The sequence below is a fragment of the Nocardioides ureilyticus genome (assembly GCF_051280745.1).
Lineage (GTDB): Bacteria > Actinomycetota > Actinomycetes > Propionibacteriales > Nocardioidaceae > Nocardioides.
In genome coordinates, this window is sequence record NZ_JBNCOG010000019.1 from 1 (window position 1) to 18,576 (window position 18,576).

Annotated in this window: 15 protein-coding genes; 9 read left to right on the top strand and 6 right to left on the bottom strand. The window is 73.6% G+C overall.

What is annotated here, in order from left to right:
- A partial coding sequence (locus ACSMHG_RS11995; protein ID WP_435745222.1) for a TetR/AcrR family transcriptional regulator occupies window positions 1-602 on the top strand: 602 nt, incomplete at its 5' end.
- Window positions 603-627: 25 nt separating this feature from the next.
- On the opposite strand, the gene ACSMHG_RS12000 is transcribed toward ACSMHG_RS11995, so the two are convergent.
- From ACSMHG_RS12000 to ACSMHG_RS12010, 3 genes are all read right to left on the bottom strand, one after another.
- Window positions 628-768 carry a hypothetical protein gene (locus tag ACSMHG_RS12000; RefSeq protein ID WP_435745224.1) on the bottom strand — a complete coding sequence of 47 codons (141 nt, stop codon included), beginning with the start codon at window positions 766-768 and terminating at the stop codon, window positions 628-630.
- Between the two features lie 90 nt (window positions 769-858).
- On the bottom strand, window positions 859-1,887 hold the full coding sequence (galE, locus tag ACSMHG_RS12005; RefSeq protein ID WP_435745226.1) for a UDP-glucose 4-epimerase GalE: 1,029 nt from the start codon (window positions 1,885-1,887) through the stop codon (window positions 859-861).
- Window positions 1,888-2,067: 180 nt separating this feature from the next.
- On the bottom strand, window positions 2,068-2,265 hold the full coding sequence (locus tag ACSMHG_RS12010; protein WP_435745228.1) for a hypothetical protein: 198 nt from the start codon (window positions 2,263-2,265) through the stop codon (window positions 2,068-2,070).
- Between the two features lie 311 nt (window positions 2,266-2,576).
- On the opposite strand from ACSMHG_RS12010, the gene ACSMHG_RS12015 reads away from it, so the two are divergent.
- From ACSMHG_RS12015 to ACSMHG_RS12040, 6 genes are all read left to right on the top strand, one after another.
- Window positions 2,577-3,998, top strand: a complete 1,422-nt coding sequence (locus ACSMHG_RS12015) for a sugar transferase (protein ID WP_435745230.1) — start codon at window positions 2,577-2,579, stop codon at window positions 3,996-3,998.
- Window positions 3,999-4,069: 71 nt separating this feature from the next.
- Window positions 4,070-6,793: an Ig-like domain-containing protein gene (locus ACSMHG_RS12020; protein ID WP_435745232.1), complete on the top strand. Its 2,724-nt coding sequence runs from the start codon at window positions 4,070-4,072 to the stop codon at window positions 6,791-6,793.
- Window positions 6,794-6,802: 9 nt separating this feature from the next.
- Window positions 6,803-7,936, top strand: coding sequence for a hypothetical protein (locus tag ACSMHG_RS12025; protein ID WP_435745233.1), 1,134 nt, complete (start codon window positions 6,803-6,805; stop codon window positions 7,934-7,936).
- A gap of 57 nt (window positions 7,937-7,993) precedes the next feature.
- Entirely contained in the window at window positions 7,994-9,238 is a 1,245-nt protein-coding gene (locus ACSMHG_RS12030; protein ID WP_435745235.1) for a glycosyltransferase, read from the top strand.
- Window positions 9,235-10,374: a glycosyltransferase family 4 protein gene (locus tag ACSMHG_RS12035; RefSeq protein ID WP_435745237.1), complete on the top strand. Its 1,140-nt coding sequence runs from the start codon at window positions 9,235-9,237 to the stop codon at window positions 10,372-10,374. The genes ACSMHG_RS12030 and ACSMHG_RS12035 overlap by 4 nt, the downstream gene beginning before the upstream one ends.
- Before the next feature lie 29 nt (window positions 10,375-10,403).
- The gene (locus tag ACSMHG_RS12040; RefSeq protein WP_435745239.1) at window positions 10,404-12,755 is read left to right on the top strand and encodes an oligosaccharide flippase family protein; all 2,352 of its coding nucleotides are present in this window, start codon (window positions 10,404-10,406) and stop codon (window positions 12,753-12,755) included.
- Here ACSMHG_RS12040 and ACSMHG_RS12045 read toward each other — a convergent pair.
- Genes ACSMHG_RS12045 through ACSMHG_RS12055 form a run of 3 tightly spaced genes read right to left on the bottom strand, consistent with a single transcriptional unit; the run spans window position 12,696 to window position 16,016 of the window.
- A complete protein-coding gene (locus ACSMHG_RS12045) occupies window positions 12,696-13,553 on the bottom strand; it encodes a sulfotransferase family protein (RefSeq protein WP_435745241.1) in 858 nt (285 codons plus the stop codon). The two genes, ACSMHG_RS12040 and ACSMHG_RS12045, sit on opposite strands and share 60 nt — an antisense overlap.
- The gene (locus ACSMHG_RS12050) at window positions 13,550-15,106 is read right to left on the bottom strand and encodes an O-antigen ligase family protein (RefSeq protein WP_435745243.1); all 1,557 of its coding nucleotides are present in this window, start codon (window positions 15,104-15,106) and stop codon (window positions 13,550-13,552) included. The genes ACSMHG_RS12045 and ACSMHG_RS12050 overlap by 4 nt, the downstream gene beginning before the upstream one ends.
- Entirely contained in the window at window positions 15,096-16,016 is a 921-nt protein-coding gene (locus ACSMHG_RS12055; RefSeq protein WP_435745245.1) for a sulfotransferase, read from the bottom strand. The genes ACSMHG_RS12050 and ACSMHG_RS12055 overlap by 11 nt, the downstream gene beginning before the upstream one ends.
- Before the next feature lie 135 nt (window positions 16,017-16,151).
- On the opposite strand from ACSMHG_RS12055, the gene ACSMHG_RS12060 reads away from it, so the two are divergent.
- Together ACSMHG_RS12060 and ACSMHG_RS12065 are read left to right on the top strand one after the other, a co-directional pair.
- A complete protein-coding gene (locus ACSMHG_RS12060; RefSeq protein ID WP_435745247.1) occupies window positions 16,152-17,051 on the top strand; it encodes a YveK family protein in 900 nt (299 codons plus the stop codon).
- 257 nt (window positions 17,052-17,308) lie between these two features.
- Complete coding sequence (locus ACSMHG_RS12065) at window positions 17,309-18,574, top strand: alpha-amylase family protein (RefSeq protein ID WP_435745249.1); 1,266 nt, start codon at window positions 17,309-17,311, stop codon at window positions 18,572-18,574.
- Window positions 18,575-18,576: the final 2 nt, after the last annotated feature.

Consider the following 18,576-nt stretch of genomic DNA (forward strand, 5'->3'; position numbering starts at 1 on the left):
CCCGCGGGCGCCCGCGGGACCCGGACGTGGCGGCCCGGGTCCTCGATGCCGCGCTCGAGGAGTACGGCGAGCGCGGCTGGGCCGGCTTCACGATGGACGCGGTCGCGCGCCGGGCAGGCGTCGGGAAGTCGACGGTCTACCTGCGCTGGCGCGACAAGGACGCCCTCCTCCTCGACGCCGTCGAGTCGCGGGCGGGCGGGATCGAGGCGGTCGACACGGGGACGCTGCGGGGCGACCTCGAGGCGCTGGCCACGAACCTGTTCCGGCACTACCTCGACCCGGCGGGGTGGGCCACCCTGCGGATGGTCGTCGACGCGGCCGGGTCACCGTCGACGCTCGGACGGCTGGGTGAGCGGGTCGCCCGACAGCACACCGATGCGGTGCTGCCGCTGCTGCAGCGGGCGGTCGAGCGGGGCGAGGCCCCGGTCGGCTTCCCGGCGACGACGCTGATGCTGTGCCTCTACGGCGCGGTCACGATGAACCGCATCCTGCTGCCGGGTGCGGACCGGCCGGTGGACGAGGTCGTCGTGCAGGCGCAGGTGGCCGACCTCGTCGACTTCGTGCTCACCGGCGCTGGCGTGTCCGGCCGACGCCCGGGCTGACCGACCGGCTCACGCCGAGGGGCACTCAGGCGACGACGTGCGGCGCGGGGCGCGGCGCGTCGAGCCGCGCCGGGTCGCCAGCCGCGAGCGCGCGGCCGACGAGGACCGCGACGGGGAGCGCGAGGGCGACCCAGGCGAGGAGGACGACCACGGCGACGAGGAGCATGTCTCCATCGTGGGGGTCGGCCCCGGGATTCCCCATGGCCCGTTCGAGTCATCTTCGCCGCCCGGACGGGTGTGCGACGGCGGGCGCCGGTCACTCGTAGCCGAGCACCTCCCGACGCCGCTCGCCCCAGGCGAGCGCGGAGGCGATGGCGTCCTCCAGCGACAGCTCGGCCTTCCAGTCCAGCAGTCGGTGCGCCTTGTCGACGTTCGCGAACGCACCGACCGCGTCACCGGGCCGGGGAGGCGCCTCGCCGAGCGGCACCTGCTCACCGAAGACCACCTCGAACGCCGCCACGAGCTCCCGGACGGTGACGCCCGTGCCCGTGCCGACGTTGATCACCGTGCTGGTGGCCTGCTCCTGCGCGAGCACGTCGTCGAACCGCTCCACGGCCCGGACGTGGGCACGTGCCAGGTCCCAGACGTGGACGTAGTCGCGGATGCCGGTGCCGTCGCGGGTGGGGTGTTCGACGCCGGTGATGGTGAACCGGTCCTTCTGCCCCCGGGCGGCCATCACCAGCTGCCCCAGCACGTGGGAGGGCTCGCGGGCGTAGATGCCGGTCTCGAGGTCCGGGTCGGAGCCGATCGGGTTGAAGTAGCGCAGGATGATCGCGCGCAGGTCGGTGGCGGCGGCCATGTCCTCGAGGACCTGCTCCATCATCCGCTTGGTCCGGGCGTACGGGGATCCGGGCGTCAGCGGGTCCTGCTCGGTCACCTCGAACGGCTGGCCGTCGCCCGAGGCGTCGGCACCCTTGGTGGCGTAGAGGCTGGCTGAGCTGGAGAAGAGCACCCGTCCGAGGCCGAGGCCGTCGAGCTCGTCGAAGAGCTCGAGCGACTTGGCGACGTTGTCGCGGTAGTACTCGTACGGCTGCTCGACCGACTCGGGCACGATGATGCGGGCCGCCATGTGGATCGTGGCCTCGAGGTCCGGGTGCTCCTCGGCGATCCGGCGGAGCAGGCTCCGGTCGGCGATGTCGCCCTCGTAGAAGACCCGGTCCCCGACGAAGGCGCGGGGGCCGGTGAGCAGCGAGTCGAGCACGACCGGGACATGGCCGGCCTGCTCCAACGCCTTGCACGTGATCGAGCCGATGTAGCCGGCGCCGCCGGTGACCAAGACCTTCATGGCACCACCCTAGGGCCGGGCGAGCCCTCCGGCGACGAGGCTCGACGAGGGCTCGACGAGGGCTCGACGAGGCCCAAGAGACCTCTCAGGCACATCCACGCCGTCCGCGCAAGCACGTCTGGACCGCTGGTCTGGACCAGCAATCCAGATCGGGTCCCTCGGCGGCCTCGACGGCCCCGATCAGGCCGGCGCGCGGTCGTCGGTGGGCGAGGCTCCCGGCGTCTCGTCCGTGGTGGGCGGGCCCGTCAGCGGCTCCCACGAAGAGACCGATCCTAGGAAAAGGCGCTGGTCAGCGGCCTTGAGCCGACGGCCGATCAGGACGGCGAGCGGCAGCGGCACGAGACACCACGCCACCAGCCCGACGATCACCCAGGTCACGCTTCGCATTGTCCTCGGAATCGCGGACCAGCGGGGGGCCATCCACGAAATCAGCAGGTAAAACCGGCGCGAACAACGGGGTCGGAGGTTTAACGCTCCACCAGCGGGTACAACGCCAGAGCCGGCATTCAGTGCTGGCAGAGGGCCAGGGACACGGCCCTCGCTGCAGATTCCGCCGACGGGCGCGGGTCCAGGCTCGGGGTGCGACCCACCGCCACCTGGGCGGAGCGAACCCGGACACAACCAACTCGTGGGGGAGTGCGTGTCGCATGACCATTGAATCGCTCAGGAGTGAGCGGGTGAGGCGTGGGGTGACCAGGCCGTCCCGAGCCCTCAAGTACCTGCCGACCACGGCCCTGGCGCTCGATGCGTTGGTGCTGCTCGGGGTCGGGGTCGCCGCGGCGATGGGTCGGGAGCGGATCAGCCTGTTCACGCCGTCGGTGGAGGTGTCCCACACGCTCGGGGTCGCCGGCCCGCTGATGCTGGGTGGGTGGCTGCTGACGATCGCGGCCCTCGGCGGCTACCGCACCAACGTCTTCGGTGCAGGGGTCGAGGAGTACAAGCGGGTCATCAACGCGAGCTTCGTGGCCGCGGGACTCGTCGGTGTCGGCTGCTACCTCGCCTCGTTCGAGCTCTCCCGCGGGTTCTTCCTCCTGGCCTTCGTCCTGGGCGTGGTGCTGCTGAGCGTCGAGCGGCTGCTGCTGCGGCGTGCCCTCCACCAGGCTCGCCGCACCGGTGCGCTGCGGCAGAACGTCCTCATCGCCGGTTCACCGTCGTGCATCGACGAGATCGCCGGAGTCTTCCGCCGCGAGTCGTGGCTGGGCTACCAGATCCTCGGGGCCCTCGTGCCGGCCGACGAGCGGGTCGAGGAGACCGACTCCGGCGTCCCGGTGCTCGGGACCACCGACGCCGCCGTGGCGACCATCCTCGAGTCCGGGGCCGACATCGTCTTCCTCGCCGGCGGCGCGGTGACCTCGGCCGACGAGATGCGCACGCTGGTGTGGGAGCTCGAGAACGACCCGGTCCAGGTGGTCGTCGCCCCGAGCGTCACCGACGTCTCCCGCGAGCGCGTCCGGGTGCGTCCCGTCGGTGGCCTGCCGCTGATGCACATCGACCCGCCGCGCTCCATCGAGGCGACCCGACGGGCCAAGCGGCTCTTCGACATCGCCGGGTCGGCGGCCCTGCTGTTCCTCTTCGCGCCGATCTTCCTCTTCACCGCCCTCGCGATCTTCGTCCACGACCGCGGCCCGGTCCTCTTCCGGCAGACGCGCACCGGGCAGGACGGCCGCGAGTTCTCGTGCTTCAAGTTCCGGACGATGGTGGTCGACGCGGAGGCGCGCCTCGCCGAGCTCCACGCACAGCAGGGCTACCAGGAGGGTCTGTTCAAGATGAAGAACGACCCCCGGATCACCGGCCCGGGTGCGATCCTGCGCCGCTACTCCCTCGACGAGCTGCCGCAGCTCATCAACGTCCTGCGCGGCGACATGAGCCTCGTCGGACCTCGCCCGCCGCTGCCGCTGGAGGTGGAGAAGTACGACCCGGCCGCCCGTCGCCGCCTCCACGTCCGCCCCGGCATGACCGGACTGTGGCAGGTCTCCGGCCGCTCCGACCTCTCCTGGTCCGAGGCGATCCGGCTGGACCTCTACTACGTCGACAACTGGTCGATGGTGCAGGACCTCTCGATCCTCGCCAAGACCTTCGGGGCCGTCTTCGGCTCCCGCGGCGCCTACTGAGGCCGCACCCACACCCCACCCGGTGTCACAACCCCCCCAGGCTCCACCGACCCGGAAAGCTGTTGATTCCCATGACGTCCCTCCGCACCCGGCTGCTCGCACCGGTGACCGCCCTGGCGCTCTCGCTCGGCACGGTCGCCGCCACCGCACCACCCGCCGCGGCCGAGTCCGGCGGCCCGGACACCACCCTGGTCTCGGCCGCCGCCGACGGCGGACCCGCCGACGGGTGGGCCGACCGGCCCCAGATCAGCGGCAACGGCCGGTACGTCACCTTCGACTCGAACGCCACGAACCTGACGGGCGGCATCCCCTACCCCGAGCGCCGCGTCTACCGGCGCGACCTCACCACGGGCACCACCCAGCTCGTGAGCGCCACCTCCTCCGGGGCGCCGGCGAACGAGTGGAGCAGCTTCTCCTGGCCCTCCGACGACGGCAACCTGGTCGCCTTCGTCTCCGACCAGTTCGACCTGTCCACCCCCACCGCCCGGGCCCGCGCCGTCTACGTCCGGGACATGGCGGCAGGGACCACGGAGCTGGTCAGCGTCAGCTCCTCGGAGCAGCCCGCGAACGGCGCCTCGAGCCGGCCGATGATCTCCCCCGACGGCCGCTACGTCGCGTTCAGCTCCTACGCCAGCAACCTCACGCCGGAGGGCGGCAACGGCCAGGAGCAGGTCTTCCTCCGCGACCGGGCGGCGGGCACCACCACGCTCGTCAGCGTGGCCACCGACGGAGGCGTCGGCAACAAGCGCAGCTACCGCGGCATGGTGAGCGCCGACGGCCGCTTCGTCGCCTTCGGCTCCTTCGCCACCGACCTCGTCGGCGGCACCAACCCCGACGTCGAGAGCGTCTTCATCCGTGACCTGGCCGCCGGCACGACGCAGCGGGTCACCGTGCGCAGCGACGGGTCACCGGCGCCGATCGGCGGAGCCCGGCCCTACCTCTCCCCCGACGCGCGCTACGTCGTGCTCAACACCTACGACCCGCTCGTCAGCAGCGACACCGACACCTACAGCGACGTCTACGTCTGGGACCGGACCACCGGCGCCATGGAGCGGCAGACCGTCTCCACCACGGGTGGCGACAGCAACGGCGACAGCCTCCGCGGGTTCATCACCGACGACGGCCGCTACACCACCTTCAACAGCTTCGCGACCACGCTGACCGACAACGACCGCAACTCGTCCGGCGACGTGTTCCTGCGCGACCGATCGACCGGGAAGACCACCCTGCTGAGCCTGTCCTGGTTCGGCGGCGGCGCCGACGGCCAGTCGTTCCGGCCCGTGATGAGCAACGACGGATCGGTCGTCGCCTACCTCAGCGAGGCCCGCAACCTCGTCGAGGGCGACCGCTCGACGGACTGGCAGGTCTACGCCGTCACCACCGCCTCCGTCCCGACCACCGCGGACACGACCCCGGCGTCGGCCACCGTGACCTCGCCGGAGCAGGGCCAGGTCCTGCCCTCGCCGGTGACCCTCCGGGGCACCGCGACCGACGACCGCGCGGTCGACAAGGTCTTCGTCCAGGTCCGGAACAACGACACCGGCCTGTGGCTGCGCCCCGACGGCACCTGGGGATCCGGCGCCGTCCGGGTCCCGACCACCCTCGCGAACCGGTACGCCGCGAGCACCGGCTGGTCGGTCGAGCTGCCGCTGGAGCCCGGCAAGTACGGCTTCGAGGTGGTCGCGCTCGACGTGGCCGGGAACATCCCCTCGAACCGGCCGTGGACCGGGTTCACCGTCGGCACCGGCGAGACCGCCGACACCACCGCGCCGACGATCTCGGTCAGCACCCCGCAGGGCGGCCAGACCGTCCCCTCGCCGGTCACCTACTCCGGCACCGCGTCCGACGACCGGGGCGTCGACCGCGTCTTCGTCCAGGTCCGCGACAACAGCACCGGCCTGTGGCTGCGCCCCGACGGCACCTGGGGCGACGGCGCCCGACGCATCCCCGTCACCCTCGCCAACCCCGGCGCCACCACCACCGACTGGTCCATCGACCTCGCCCTCGACCCCGGCAAGTACGGCTCCGACGTCGTCGCCTTCGACGCCGCCAGCAACAAGTCCGACAAGCCCTGGACCGGCTTCACCGTCGGCACCGGCGAGACCGCCGACACCACCGCGCCGACGATCTCGGTCAGCACCCCGCAGGGCGGCCAGACCGTCCCCTCGCCGGTCACCTACTCCGGCACCGCGTCCGACGACCGGGGCGTCGACCGCGTCTTCGTCCAGGTCCGCGACAACAGCACCGGCCTGTGGCTGCGCCCCGACGGCACCTGGGGCGACGGCGCCCGACGCATCCCCGTCACCCTCGCCAACCCCGGCGCCACCACCACCGACTGGTCCATCGACCTCGCCCTCGACCCCGGCAAGTACGGCTCCGACGTCGTCGCCTTCGACGCCGCCGGCAACAAGTCCGACAAGCCCTGGACGTCGTTCAGCGTCGGCAGTGCCGACACCACGGCGCCGACGGTCAGCACCAGCAGCCCGGAGCAGGGCGCGACGGTCGGCAGCCCGGTGGCGTTCCGCGGCACCGCCTCCGACGACCAGGGCGTCGACCGCGTCTTCGTCCAGGTCCGCGACAACAGCACCGGCCTGTGGCTGCGCCCCGACGGCACCTGGGGCGACGGCGCCCGACGCATCCCCGTCACCCTCGCCAACCCCGGCGCCACCACCACCGACTGGTCCATCGACCTCGCCCTCGACCCCGGCAAGTACGGCTCCGACGTCGTCGCCTTCGACGCCGCCGGCAACAAGTCCGACAAGCCCTGGACGTCGTTCAGCGTCGCCGCGGGCTGACCAGCAGCATTGAGAAGGCACAGCCGCCTGCGCACGGGCGCGGCCGCCACCGCTCTGGTGGCGGCCGCGCTCACTGCGGCCTGCTCCACCGCCCACGACGACGCGCAAGGCGCTGAGAGCCACGGCCCACGCGACCCGCGGACCTGGCCGTACGCGCCGACCTCGATCTGGAACCACCCCCTCGGCGCCGAAGGCGAGCGGGTGCCGCTGCCCGTGGCGCCTCCGGAGCAGACGCTCGCGGTCGAGGAGGACCTCATCGTCATGGCACCCGACAGCCCCCCGCGGCCCCTGCTCGAGCACGACGCGGCCTGGTCGGGCCGGTCGCGCTGCGACTCGACCACCGGCCGTGTGCTGGCGCCCGCCGTACCGATCCCGGAGGGCTGGCACACCGACCCCGGGTACGTCGGGTCCACCCCGAACCACTCGGCGGCGATCCTCATGCCCGACGGCACCGTGCTGGAGACCCAGCCGTTGCACGTCTGCGCCGACGGGACCGTCGTCTCGCAGTACGCGCCCGAGGCGTGGCGCGAGGGCTCACTGCGCTCCGACGGCCGTGGGGCCCCCGGCTCGCACGGCGGCTCGGACCTCTCGGCGCTCGGCGGGACCATCCGGCTGGGCGAGTGGGTGCCCGGCGCAGAGGTGATCCCCCACGTGCTGAAGATCGAGCTGTGGGCCGACGAGTACCTCTCCCGCCACGCCGGTGGCCACCGCTGGCCGGCGTGGAACGCCGACCGCACGGTCTGGCGCTACGGCGGCCAGGAGCCGGAGGCCCAGATGGGCTCGCTGCTGGCCCTGCCGGTGGACTTCGACGTCGACGGGTTGGACTCGGAGCCGGCGCGGATCCTCGCCCGGACGCTGCAGGGCTACGGGGCGTACGTCGTCGACGACACCGCCCGGTCCACGGTGGCGTTCGCGACCGAGTGGGGTCCCCAGGGCCGGGTGATCGAGGAGTTCCGCGACGCGTGGGGCTTCGACCTCGCCGGCGACCTCGATGCGGCCTCCGGCGACCAGCGGCAGTTCCTCGAGGACCTGGTGGAGATCTACGGTGCTCTGGAGGTCGTCGCCGACAACGGCCCGAGCACCATCGGCGGCGCCGGCGAACGCCTGGCGCCGTGGGCCCCACCGCTGGAGTCGGCACCGTGAGCCGGCCCCCTGGACCGGCACAGCCGATCTGACCGAATCGAAGGAGACGAGAACCCCGTGCGCGTGCTCCATGTGAACAAGTTCCTCTACCGCCGTGGCGGCGCCGAGTCGTACATGCTCGACGTCGCCGAGCTGCAGCGCGCCGCCGGCGACGAGGTGTCGTTCTGGTCGATGGAGCACCCGGACAACCAGCCCGACCCGAACGCCGACACCTTCGCGCCGCGGATGGAGCTGAACCCGCCTCCCGAGGGCCTCCGCGGCCGGGTGACGTCGGCGGCAGGCGTGCTCTACCGGCCCTCCGCCCGGGCGGGGATCGAGCAGGTGCTGGACCGGGTCCGCCCCGACGTCGTGCACCTGCACAACATCTACCACCAGCTCTCCCCCTCGGTCCTGCGCCCGCTCGCCAAGCGGGGCATCCCCGCAGTGATGACGCTGCACGACTACAAGCTGGTCTGCCCGACGTACCAGTTCCTCGACCACGGGAAGATCTGCGAGGCCTGCCTGCCGCGCAAGTTCCACCAGGCGGCGGTCCGGCGCTGCAACCGGGGGTCGGCGTCGGGGAGCGTGCTCGCCTCGGTGGAGATGAGCCTGCACACCGCGCTCGGGGCGTACGGCGCGGTCGACGTGTTCATCTGCCCCAGCGCGTTCATGCAGCAGAAGATGGCCGAGGGCCGGGTCTACCCCGACCGGCTGGTGCACCTGCCGCACTTCGCCGACCTCACCGAGGTGGAGCCGGCCGAGCAGCCCGGCAACGGCATCCTCTTCGCCGGCCGGCTCTCCCACGAGAAGGGCGTCGACGTGCTCCTCGACGCGGTCGCCCGGCTGCCGCGCGAGCTGACGCTCACGATCGCCGGCGACGGCCCCGACCGACCCGCGCTCGAGCAGCGTGCGGCGGACCTCGGCCTCGGCGACCGGGTCCGCTTCCTGGGCCGGGTGGCCGGCCCGGAGGTGCACCGGCTGATGCGCGCCTCGGCCGTGGTCACCGTGCCGTCGCGGTGGTACGAGAACCAGCCGATGACGATCCTCGAGGCCTTCGGCACCGGACGCCCGGTCGTCACCACCGAGCTCGGCGGCCTGCCCGAGCTGATCGAGGACGGCGCCACGGGCCGGCTGGTGCCGCACGACGACGCCGCCGCGCTGGCCGAGGCGCTCGCCGACCTGGCGCTGGACCCCGCCCGCGCCCACCGGATGGGCGCGCTCGCCCGCGAGCGGGCCTCGGCGACCTTCGCCGTACCGGTCCACCTGGCGGGCCTGCGGGCGCTCTACGCCCGCGCCGCCGAGCGGAAGAGGGTCGCGGCATGAGCCTGCGCATCGCGATGCTCGGGACCCGAGGCCTGCCGGCGACGTTCGGCGGGATCGAGCACCACGTCGAGCAGGTGGGCCGCCGGCTCGTCGAGCGCGGCCACGAGGTCACGGTCTACTCCCAGCGCGGCTACAGCGGCCAGCGCGGGACCACCACGCACCACGGCATGACGGTCGTACAGGTCCCGTCGGTCGCCTCCCGCAGCCTCGAGGCCCTCGCGCACGCGGGCCTGTCCACGGTGGCCGCGATGCACGCCCGCCACGACGTCCTGCACTACCACGCCGTCGGCCCCGGCGTCGCCGCGCCGCTGCCCCGCGCCGTCTCGCACGCAGCCGTCGTGCAGACCATCCACGGCCTGGACGCGGAGCGGGACAAGTGGGGGCGTGGGGCGCGGGCGATGCTCCGCGGCGCGACGTGGCTCTCGGCGCGGGTCCCCCACCGCACCGTGACGGTGAGTGCAACCCTCAAGGACCACTACGCCGCCCGCTACGGCCGCGAGTGCACCTACATCCCCAACGGGACGAGCCCGCGGCCCCGGGCCGAGCTGTCCGCCGCGGCCCGCGACGCCGGGGTGGAGCCCGGCCGGTACGTGCTCTTCGTCGGCCGCCTGGTGCCCGAGAAGCGCCCCGACCTCCTCATCCGCGCCTGGGCGGACGTGCCCACCGACCTGCGGCTGGTCGTGGTCGGTGGCTCCAGCTACACCGACGAGTACGTCGAGGAGCTCCACGCCCTCGCCGCCGCCGACGACCGGGTGCTGATGCCGGGCTACGCGTTCGGCGACGAGCTCGACGGCTACTTCTCCAGCGCCGGCCTCTTCGTCCAGCCCTCGGCGCTCGAGGGCCTCCCGCTCACGCTCCTGGAGGCGGTCGGCAGCCGGCTGCCCTCGGTGGTCAGCGACATCCCGCCGCACCTCGAGGTGGTCGGCGGCGACCGCCCGGGCGCCCGGGTCTTCGCCACCGACGACCGCGCCGACCTGGTCCGCGCGCTCAGCACGGCGCTGGCCGACCTCGACGGCGAGCGGCGCGCCGCCGGCGTCCTGGCCGACGACGTGCTCGCCCGGTACGACTGGGACCGGTGCACCGACGAGCTGGAGCAGGTCTACCTGGCCGCGGCGGGCCGCCGGTCGGTCGGATGAGCCGGGAGTGAGCCAGGGATGAGCCAGCGATGAGCGGCGTCGTCAGCACCCCCACGGGGGGCGCACCGGCCAGCAGCGGCGCGGCCAGGACCGCGGGCCTGGGGCGCGACAGCGGCCGCACGGTGATCGGCACCGCGGTCACCACGCTGTGCAACTTCGTCCTGCTGGCAGCCATCGCCCGCGGCCTCGGCAACAGCGCGGTCGGGCTCTTCTCGATCGCCTTCGCGCTCCGGGCCATCCTCGTCCTCGTCTGCGGGCTCGGCATGCGGGTGGCGCTGACGAAGTTCGTCGCAGGCCACCGGGCTCGCGGCGACGGGGAGGGGCTGCGCGGCTCGGTCCTGCTCGGCGTCGCGCTGCCGACCGTCTGCGCGACCGTGCTCGGCGGTGCGCTGGCGCTGGCCGCGGGCCCGTTGGCGCGGGAGCTCTTCGACAATGCGGCCCTCGTCGTACCGCTGCGGCTGGTGGCACTGAGCCTGCCCTTCGCCGTGCTCATGGACACCTCGCTCGCGGCCACGCAGGGCTTCTCCTCGATGCGGGCCTACGCCGGCATCGGGCTCACCCTGGAGCCCCTGCTGCGCCTGGGCCTGGTGGTGGCTGCCATCGCCGCAGGCGCCGGCCTGGACGCCGTGACCGCCTCCCTGCCGGTGGCCAGCGCGGTGGCCAGCATGGCCGCGGTGGTGGCGCTGCGCCGGACCATGCGGCGGGTCTCCCCCGGCGTCCGCGTCCCGTGGGGCGAGCTGCTCCGGTTCGCCTCGGTCAGCTGGGTGGCCTCGCTGGCGACCCAGGGGCTGCTCTGGGCCGACGTCCTCATCCTCGGTGTGCTCGCCTCCGCGGAGGACGTCGGCGTCTACCAGGTCGCCACCCGGATCGTGCTCGCCGCGATGCTGATGATCACTCCGCTGACGACCGCGATGGCGCCCCGGGTGGCCCACGCCCACGAGCTCGGGGACCGCCGTGGTCTCTCCGAGCGCTACCTCGGCGTCGTGCGGTGGACCTGGCGGCTGACCGTGCCGCTCCTCGTGGGCGTCGTCGTCGTCCCGGGCGCCGCCCTCAGCGCGTTCGGCGGTGACTTCGAGGCGGGGATCGTGGTCATCCACGTGCTGGCCGTCGGCGCCGTCATCGAGGCCCTCGCCGCTCCCTCGGCGGTGGTCCTCAACCAGACCGGCCACAACCGCCTCAACATGATCATCAACGTCTCGGCGCTGGTCACCAACGTCGTGCTCAACATCGTGCTGGTGCCGCGCATCGGGATCGTCGGCGCGGCCATCGCGTGGTCGGTCGTGCTGCTGGTGCCCGGCCTGGTGCGCATCGTCGCCGTCCGCCGCCTGGCGGTGGACCGCTGGCCGTTCGGCCGGCCACAGGCCGTCTCGCTGGCCGGAGCCGCCCTCGGCGGCCTGGCGGTGCTGGCCGTCGACGACCTGCTGCCGTCCGCGTGGGCGCTCCGCCTGCTGCTGGCGGGGTTGATCGTGCTCGCCTGCTACCTCGCGGTCGTGCTGCCCTTCGGGCTCACGCGGACCGAGCGCCGGCAGCTGCGCTACCGGGGGCAGATGCTCAAGCGGACCGCCGCCACCCGGCTCCCCGTGCTGCGCAAGCTGCGCAACCGCTGGCACGTCCGCTCCCTCACCCTGGGCTCGGCGCGGATCGAGATCGAGCAGCTGATCAGCCCGTTCCGCTACGACGTCCTCGCCCGGGTCGACATCTTCCGCCTCATCCGGGACCACCCGGTGCCGGTCGAGCGGGACTTCCCGGCGTTCCTGGAGCTCGCGAACGCCAGCCGCTACCGGCTCTGGTTCGACGAGGTGCTCTCCGACGTGCTGGCCCTGCGCGGCGCGCCGCCGTCGGTGCGCGACAAGGTCTTCGAGCAGATGGTGATGCGCGGCGTCCAGCTCTACCGCAGCGTCGAGCGGCACGGGTTCGACCGGCGCCACCCGGTGACGGTCGCGCTGGTCCCGGCGGGGGTCTCCGTCGGGGGCCGGGCGCTGGCGGAGGACCGGTGGATCCCGATGGACGGCTGCCACCGCCTGGCGTTGATGTACCTCTCGGGCCGGCGCTGCATCGAGAGCAGCGACTACGTCATCGACCCGCTCGACCAGCGCCTGTACCACACCGCACGGATGGCGCGGGCCGAGCGGCTCGCGCGTGAGGAGCTGCTCGGCTTCTTCGCGGCCGGGCTCGCCGAGCCCGACGCCGGCGCCCCGCCGATCGGCTCGTGGGAGGAGCTGCTCGACCGGCTGCGCAACCCCGCGAACCGGGACCCCCTCGAGGCCTGGCCCGAGGCGGCCTGGCTGAGCCGGGGGTCGGGCGAAGGACAGGACGCGGAGTCAGGGCCAGACTGGCTCGAGGTCGACGAGCCCGGTGAGCAGCGCCCGGTCGTCGGCTAGCCGCTCGCGCAGCCACGCCTCCGAGCCCGGCGGCAGCGGCGCCTCGCCCGATCCCTGGACCAGCGCCTTGTGCGCGCGGTAGTCGGCCTGGTGGTGCGGCTCGAGCCCGAGGTGCGCGAAGGCCCGGGCCATCACCGCGGCCGGCTCGGCGAAGAGCCGCTCGCTCTGCAGCACGAGCACCTGCTCGGGTCCGAAGACCCGGTGCAGCCGCTCCAGCTGCGCGCCGTACCGGCTGCGGCCGAGGTAGCTGAAGTGCCGGTGCGCGAACGCCCGCTCCGCCACCGAGCCACGGGTCAGCCGCGCCTCCTCCTGCTCCAGCGCCGCCTGGAAGTCCAGCGTCTCGAAGCCGCGTGCGGTCTCGTACCGGTGGTGCGACCAGGCCCGCTGCACGGGGTCGCGCAGCACGAAGAAGACCCGGATGCCGGGGACGTCGGCGGCCATCCGGGCCGCCGCCTCGGGGTGGTAGGCGTAGTAGGGGCTGGACTCCCCCACCAGCGGCCGCCCGCCGAGGCGCCGCTCGAGCCGGTCGACGTACGACGTGGGCGGCAGGTGCCGCCGGAACCACGCCGGTCCGCGCTCGTAGTTGACGTCGTAGTAGCGGCAGCCCTTCTCGACCAGTCCCCTGAGCACCAGCGGGTGGTCGACGAGGTACTCGTCGAGCGAGGTGGTGCCGGCGCGCTTCGCTCCCACGATCGAGTACGCCGGGTACTCGCGCGGGCCGGGCACCAGCCGGGTCAGCTGCCGTCGGGCAAGGTGGCCGGCCCGCCGGGAGACCGGGGGCAGCAGCGAGCTGGTCACCGGCTGCCGACCGGGTCGTCCGCGGGGTCGTCCGCGGGGCTGGCCGCCGGCCGCGGGTCGACCGTGATCCGGCCGCGGGCCTCGGTGACGTGGACCAGGATCGCGGCGCACGGCATCAGCACCCACAGGAAGGTCACGTTGTCGATGAGGTTCTCGGCGACCGAGGCGATCACCACGCCGAGCGTGTAGGTGCCGAGGCCGGCGACGGTCGCCTGGGTGAGCGGCCCGGCGACCACGCCGGCGGCGGGGAGCGCGTCGCCCCGCGCGTCGGAGGTCTCCGGGCCAGGGTCGGGCCGCAGCCCGAGGAAGCCGAGGTAGCGGTGGAGCGGGGTGCCGCCGACGCGCAGGATGGCCCGGCCGGCGACCATCACCAGCTGCAGGAGGAACCACAGGTAGGCGGCGAGCCCGAGCACGCCGGTCTCGACCAGGGCCCGGACGTAGTCGTTGTGCGGCTCCTTGCCGGTGAGGACCACGGACTCGTCGGGGCCGAGGCCGAGCAGCGGCTCCTCCATCGACAGCGGGAGGAGCTGCTCCCAGTGGCCGAAGCGCCAGGCGAGCGAGCTCTCGTTGCGCGGCGGCGCGTTGCCCGGCTCGAGCGAGGTCAGCCGGTCGTTGACCGCCGGGACGAAGAGGACGACGAGCACCGCCGCGACGGCGGCACCGAGGACGAACCGGCGGCTGAGCAGCATGCCGACGCAGCCGAGGCCGATGAGGGCGGCGAACCAGGCGCCCCGGGTCTGGGTGCCGAGCAGCTCGACGGCGGCGAGGAGCAGCAGCGCCCCGGCGTACCACCGGACCCGGCCGCGGGAGCGGATGAACCACGCGGCGCTGACGATCACCAGCGGGACGAGGAAGTGCCCGTAGTTGTTGGAGAGGTAGAAGACCGACTTGAGCGCGGTGACGCCGTCCTTCTCGTGGGCGACCGGCACGCCGACCAGGCCGAGCAGCGGGAAGAGCAGCGGGACGACGTAGGCGAGCCCGAGCACCCCGAGGAGCCGGGCGGGGGTGAGCTTCCGGCGGTGCAGCAGCAGGTCGAGCACGAGGAACGCCGCGACGCCGGCGGCGAAGCGGAGCACCACCTGCGCGGCGCCGGTGATGTGCGGCGCGGCGAAGGCGCTGAGCGCCATGACCAGGAGCATGGCGAGCGCGGCGCGGACCAGGGGCACCCGGAGCCGGTCGGCGAGGTCGCCGCGGTTGAACCAGAGCCAGACGAGCGAGACGAGGAGCACCGCGCCGCCGAAGACGTCGGTCAGCGCGAGGCCGGCGCTGCGCGGGCCGGCCGCGAGGTCCAGGAGCGGGCGGGCCACGATCGCGCCGCAGGTGAAGACCGCGAACGAGCGCCACGCGGAGAGCCCGGCGGCGACCAGGACGACGACGGCGGTGACGCCCGCGGCCACGGTGACGATGTGGCTGGTGGTCGCCAGCAGCGTGACGGCGACCAGGGCGAGCGCCACCGCGAGGCCGACGCCCACGAGGCGGCCACGGGTGTCGGGCCCGCGGTCGGGGGCAGGGCCCGCCGGCGGGCCGGCTGCGGGTGCGACCTCAGTAGCCATAGCGGTGCCTCCTCGGCGCGGTGATCGCCGAGACCACCGCCTGGTCGCGGCGCGGCATCGCGGTCTGCCACTCGTCGTCCCGGCGCAGCTGCACCGGCCCCAGCCGGACGCGGTTGGGGTTGCCCGCCACGGCGTGCGACGCCGCCAGGTGCAGGCCGTCGCCGCGGACGAACGAGAGGTCGGCCTCGAGGCCCGCGTGTGCGGCGGCGCGGCCCAGCTCGCGGGCCGGGTCGGCGACGAGGTCCTCGTAGCGCACGACGAGCGGGTTGTCCGGGTCGTCGCGCCACAGGGCCGGGACCGAGGAGCTCGACTCCAGCCACATCAGGCCCGACTTCACCGGGGAGAACCGTTCCATCTCCTCCTCGTACCCACCGACCTGGTGGGAGGCGGCCTGCCGCTGCCAGGACCAGGCGACCGCCCGGGGGTCGCGGACCAGGTGCACGATCCGTACGTCGAGCAGCGGGCTGCGCTCGAGCAGCGCGCCGTAGGCGGGGAGCTTGGAGGAGTCGACGACCACCGACGCGCCGCTGACCTCCGCGACGGCCGTGATCAGGCGGCCGAGCACGTCGGCCAGCTCGTCGGCCTCGGCGCTCGGGCGACCGGCCAGCCACCACGGGACCCGGCGGGTGCGCACGAGCCGGGCGATCCGGCGGTCCAGCTCGTCGGCCTCCGCGGTCGTGGGGACGGAGCCGAAGACCATCTCGAACGCGGGCAGCCAGACCGGGCAGCTGCGGACCGGCTCCCGGCACCCGCAGTGGCCGTCCTCGACGAGCCCGCGCCGCAGGCCCAGCTTGATCTCGCCGGCGCTGACCGCGCCGGGGACGCTGCCGAGCGCGTTGCCCAGCAGGGTGGATCCGCTGCGGCCGCCGCCGGCGATGAGCACGACGGTGGTGCGGGCCTGTCGGGTCATGGGTCCTCGTCGTTCGTTGGCCGTGCGGGGGGCGGTGGCGAGCACCGTGGCCGGAGCGAGCGGGTGGACGGTTAGTCTAATCAGGCTCTCGCCCGGCGGACCCGCCGGAACCACGTGACGAAAGGCTCCGCCGCGATGACCGAGCTGTCCGACGCTGCCCGCCCGACGACCAGCCCCCTGCGCCGCTACTGGTGGATCCCGGCGCTGCTGGCGATCGCCGCGGGCGTCTCCGCGACGATCACGTCGGCTCCCGAGGGGTCGGTGACCTACGGCGTCATCAACACCCGCAGCGTCAGCAGCCTCCCGAACGACCGGCTCGACCTGATCAACGACGTCAGCACCGCCGCGGCGCTGCCGTCGGTGCTGGAGGAGCCGGCGGAGATCGCCGGGATGTCGGTGGACGAGCTGCGCGAGGCGATCAGCATCGAGCGGATCGGCGACACCACGCTGGCGCGGGTGACGTTCACCTCCGAGAACGAGGACACGGAGGTCGAGCGCGAGGTGATCACCGCCGTGGTCGGCGGGGCCACCGAGTTCCTCGCCCGGGCCTCGAGCAGCGGCGGCGGCGAGCCCAGCCCGCAGCTGGTGGCGGCCCGGGAGGCCGAGGAGGCCGCGTCGGCCGCGGTCGCCGAGGCGGTGGAGGAGAACTTCGGCATCGAGCCGACCCGTGAGTACGCCGTCCTGCAGAACCAGACGCTGTCGGCGAACGACCGGACGGCGGCCGAGCGGCGCGAGGCGGCACGCCGGCTGCGGACGACCTCCAAGCAGGCCCGCGCCTACGAGGAGCTGCTGCTCAACCAGCAGCGCGCCGAGACCACGGTCACCCGGCTCGAGGCGACCGAGGTCGACCGGGTGGCCCGCCAGGCCGACCTGGCCGCCGGCGTCCCGGTCTCCTTCGAGGGCGACGTCCCCTCCACCAACGACGTGACCGCCCGGGCTCGGCGGATCCTCGCCGCGGCCGCTGCCGGCGCCCTCCTGGGTGTGATCCTGGTCATCGCGATCGCCCGCACCCGCCGCCGCGACACCCCCGCCTGACCCGTCGAGGTGGCACCCCCGCACGGTCGACGTGGGACCGCGGCACGGTCGACGTGGCAGGCCAGCACGGTCGAGGTGGCACTCCTGCACGGTCGGTGGGACGGGGCCACCACCTGGGCCATGCCAGCTGCACCCTTCGGGTCGAAGTAGGCCGAATCGAGACCCAATGCTGGTTTGGGGCGGCCGAGGACTGGGTATGGCGGCGCGCCACCCCCTAGCGTGTGGGCGTCGCATGTCCCTGACTCGGAAGGACCCCCATGCGCTCCCTCCCCCACGTCCTGGTCACCCTGACCGCGACCGCGTCCCTCTTCGCGGCGACGCCGGCCCCCGCCGGCGCCGCGAACGACTCGCTCACCGTGACGGCACAGGCCACCTCGGGCCAGGCCGCCGCGCGGACCTCGGCGCCGGCCGGCCGGGTCGCGCTGACCTGGGCGCCGACGTACATGGCGAACGACCACCACTACACCCGGCGTGAGGCCCGCAGGCTGGCCCGGCAGTTCGACCTGATCGCCGGCATGCCCATCGCGTTCCAGGACCACGTCTCCGCGATGCGCCGGGCGAACCGGCACCTGGACCTGATCGCCTACTCCAACGCCACCCTGGCCGCGCCGACCGAGGTGCGCGGGCTGCCGGAGTCGGCGTTCGCCCACGACACCGCCGGCCGCCGGATCACGGCCAACGGCTGGGGCACCTTCTTGATGGAGTCCTCCAGCCAGGCCTGGCGCGACGCCGCGGTGCGCCAGTGCGACCAGCGCTCCGACCTCGGCGGGTACGACGGGTGCCTGGTCGACATGCTGACCCTCGGCATCTTCTCGAAGAACTTCGTGACGGCCCTCCCGGTCGTGCCCGGCACCGGTCGCACCTACACCCAGGCGGAGTACCGCACCCAGATGGCGCAGCTCTCGGACGTCTACTCCCGCCAGCAGCCCGGCTTGATCCTCGTGGGCAACGCGGTGGAGAACAGCTACCGCTACTGGCAGTCCGACGTCCCGTCCCGGCCGCTGGCGACCGGCATGCCCGGTGCCCAGATGGAGGACTTCCTCCGCGGCGCGCACGACTCGGTCACCGACCTCCCCCGGGGCGGCGAGTGGCGCCGCAACGTCCGGGTCATCAAGGACCTGGAGCGGCACGGGGTCACCGGCCTGTTCACGACGAAGCTGTGGGTCGGCGCGTCGACGAAGCAGGTCAAGCGGTGGCAGGCCTACGCCATCTCCTCGTTCCTCATGGGCGCCGACGGCAACTCCTACCTCGCCTTCACCCGCTCCCGCGACCAGGCCGGCGCCACGGCCCGCAACGCGCCGTACAGCATGCCGCGGTCGATCGGTACGCCGAAGGGGAAGATGCGCCGCACCGGCTCGGGCGCCTGGAAGCGTGCGTTCACGGGCGGCGTCTCGGTCGTGAACCCGACCGGCCGCGCGCGGGTCGTCCGCCTCGGCAAGCCGCACCGGACCCTCGACGGCAAGATCGTGCGGAAGATCCGGCTGCGCCCGCGGACCGGGGACGTGCTGGTCCGCACCCGCTGAGA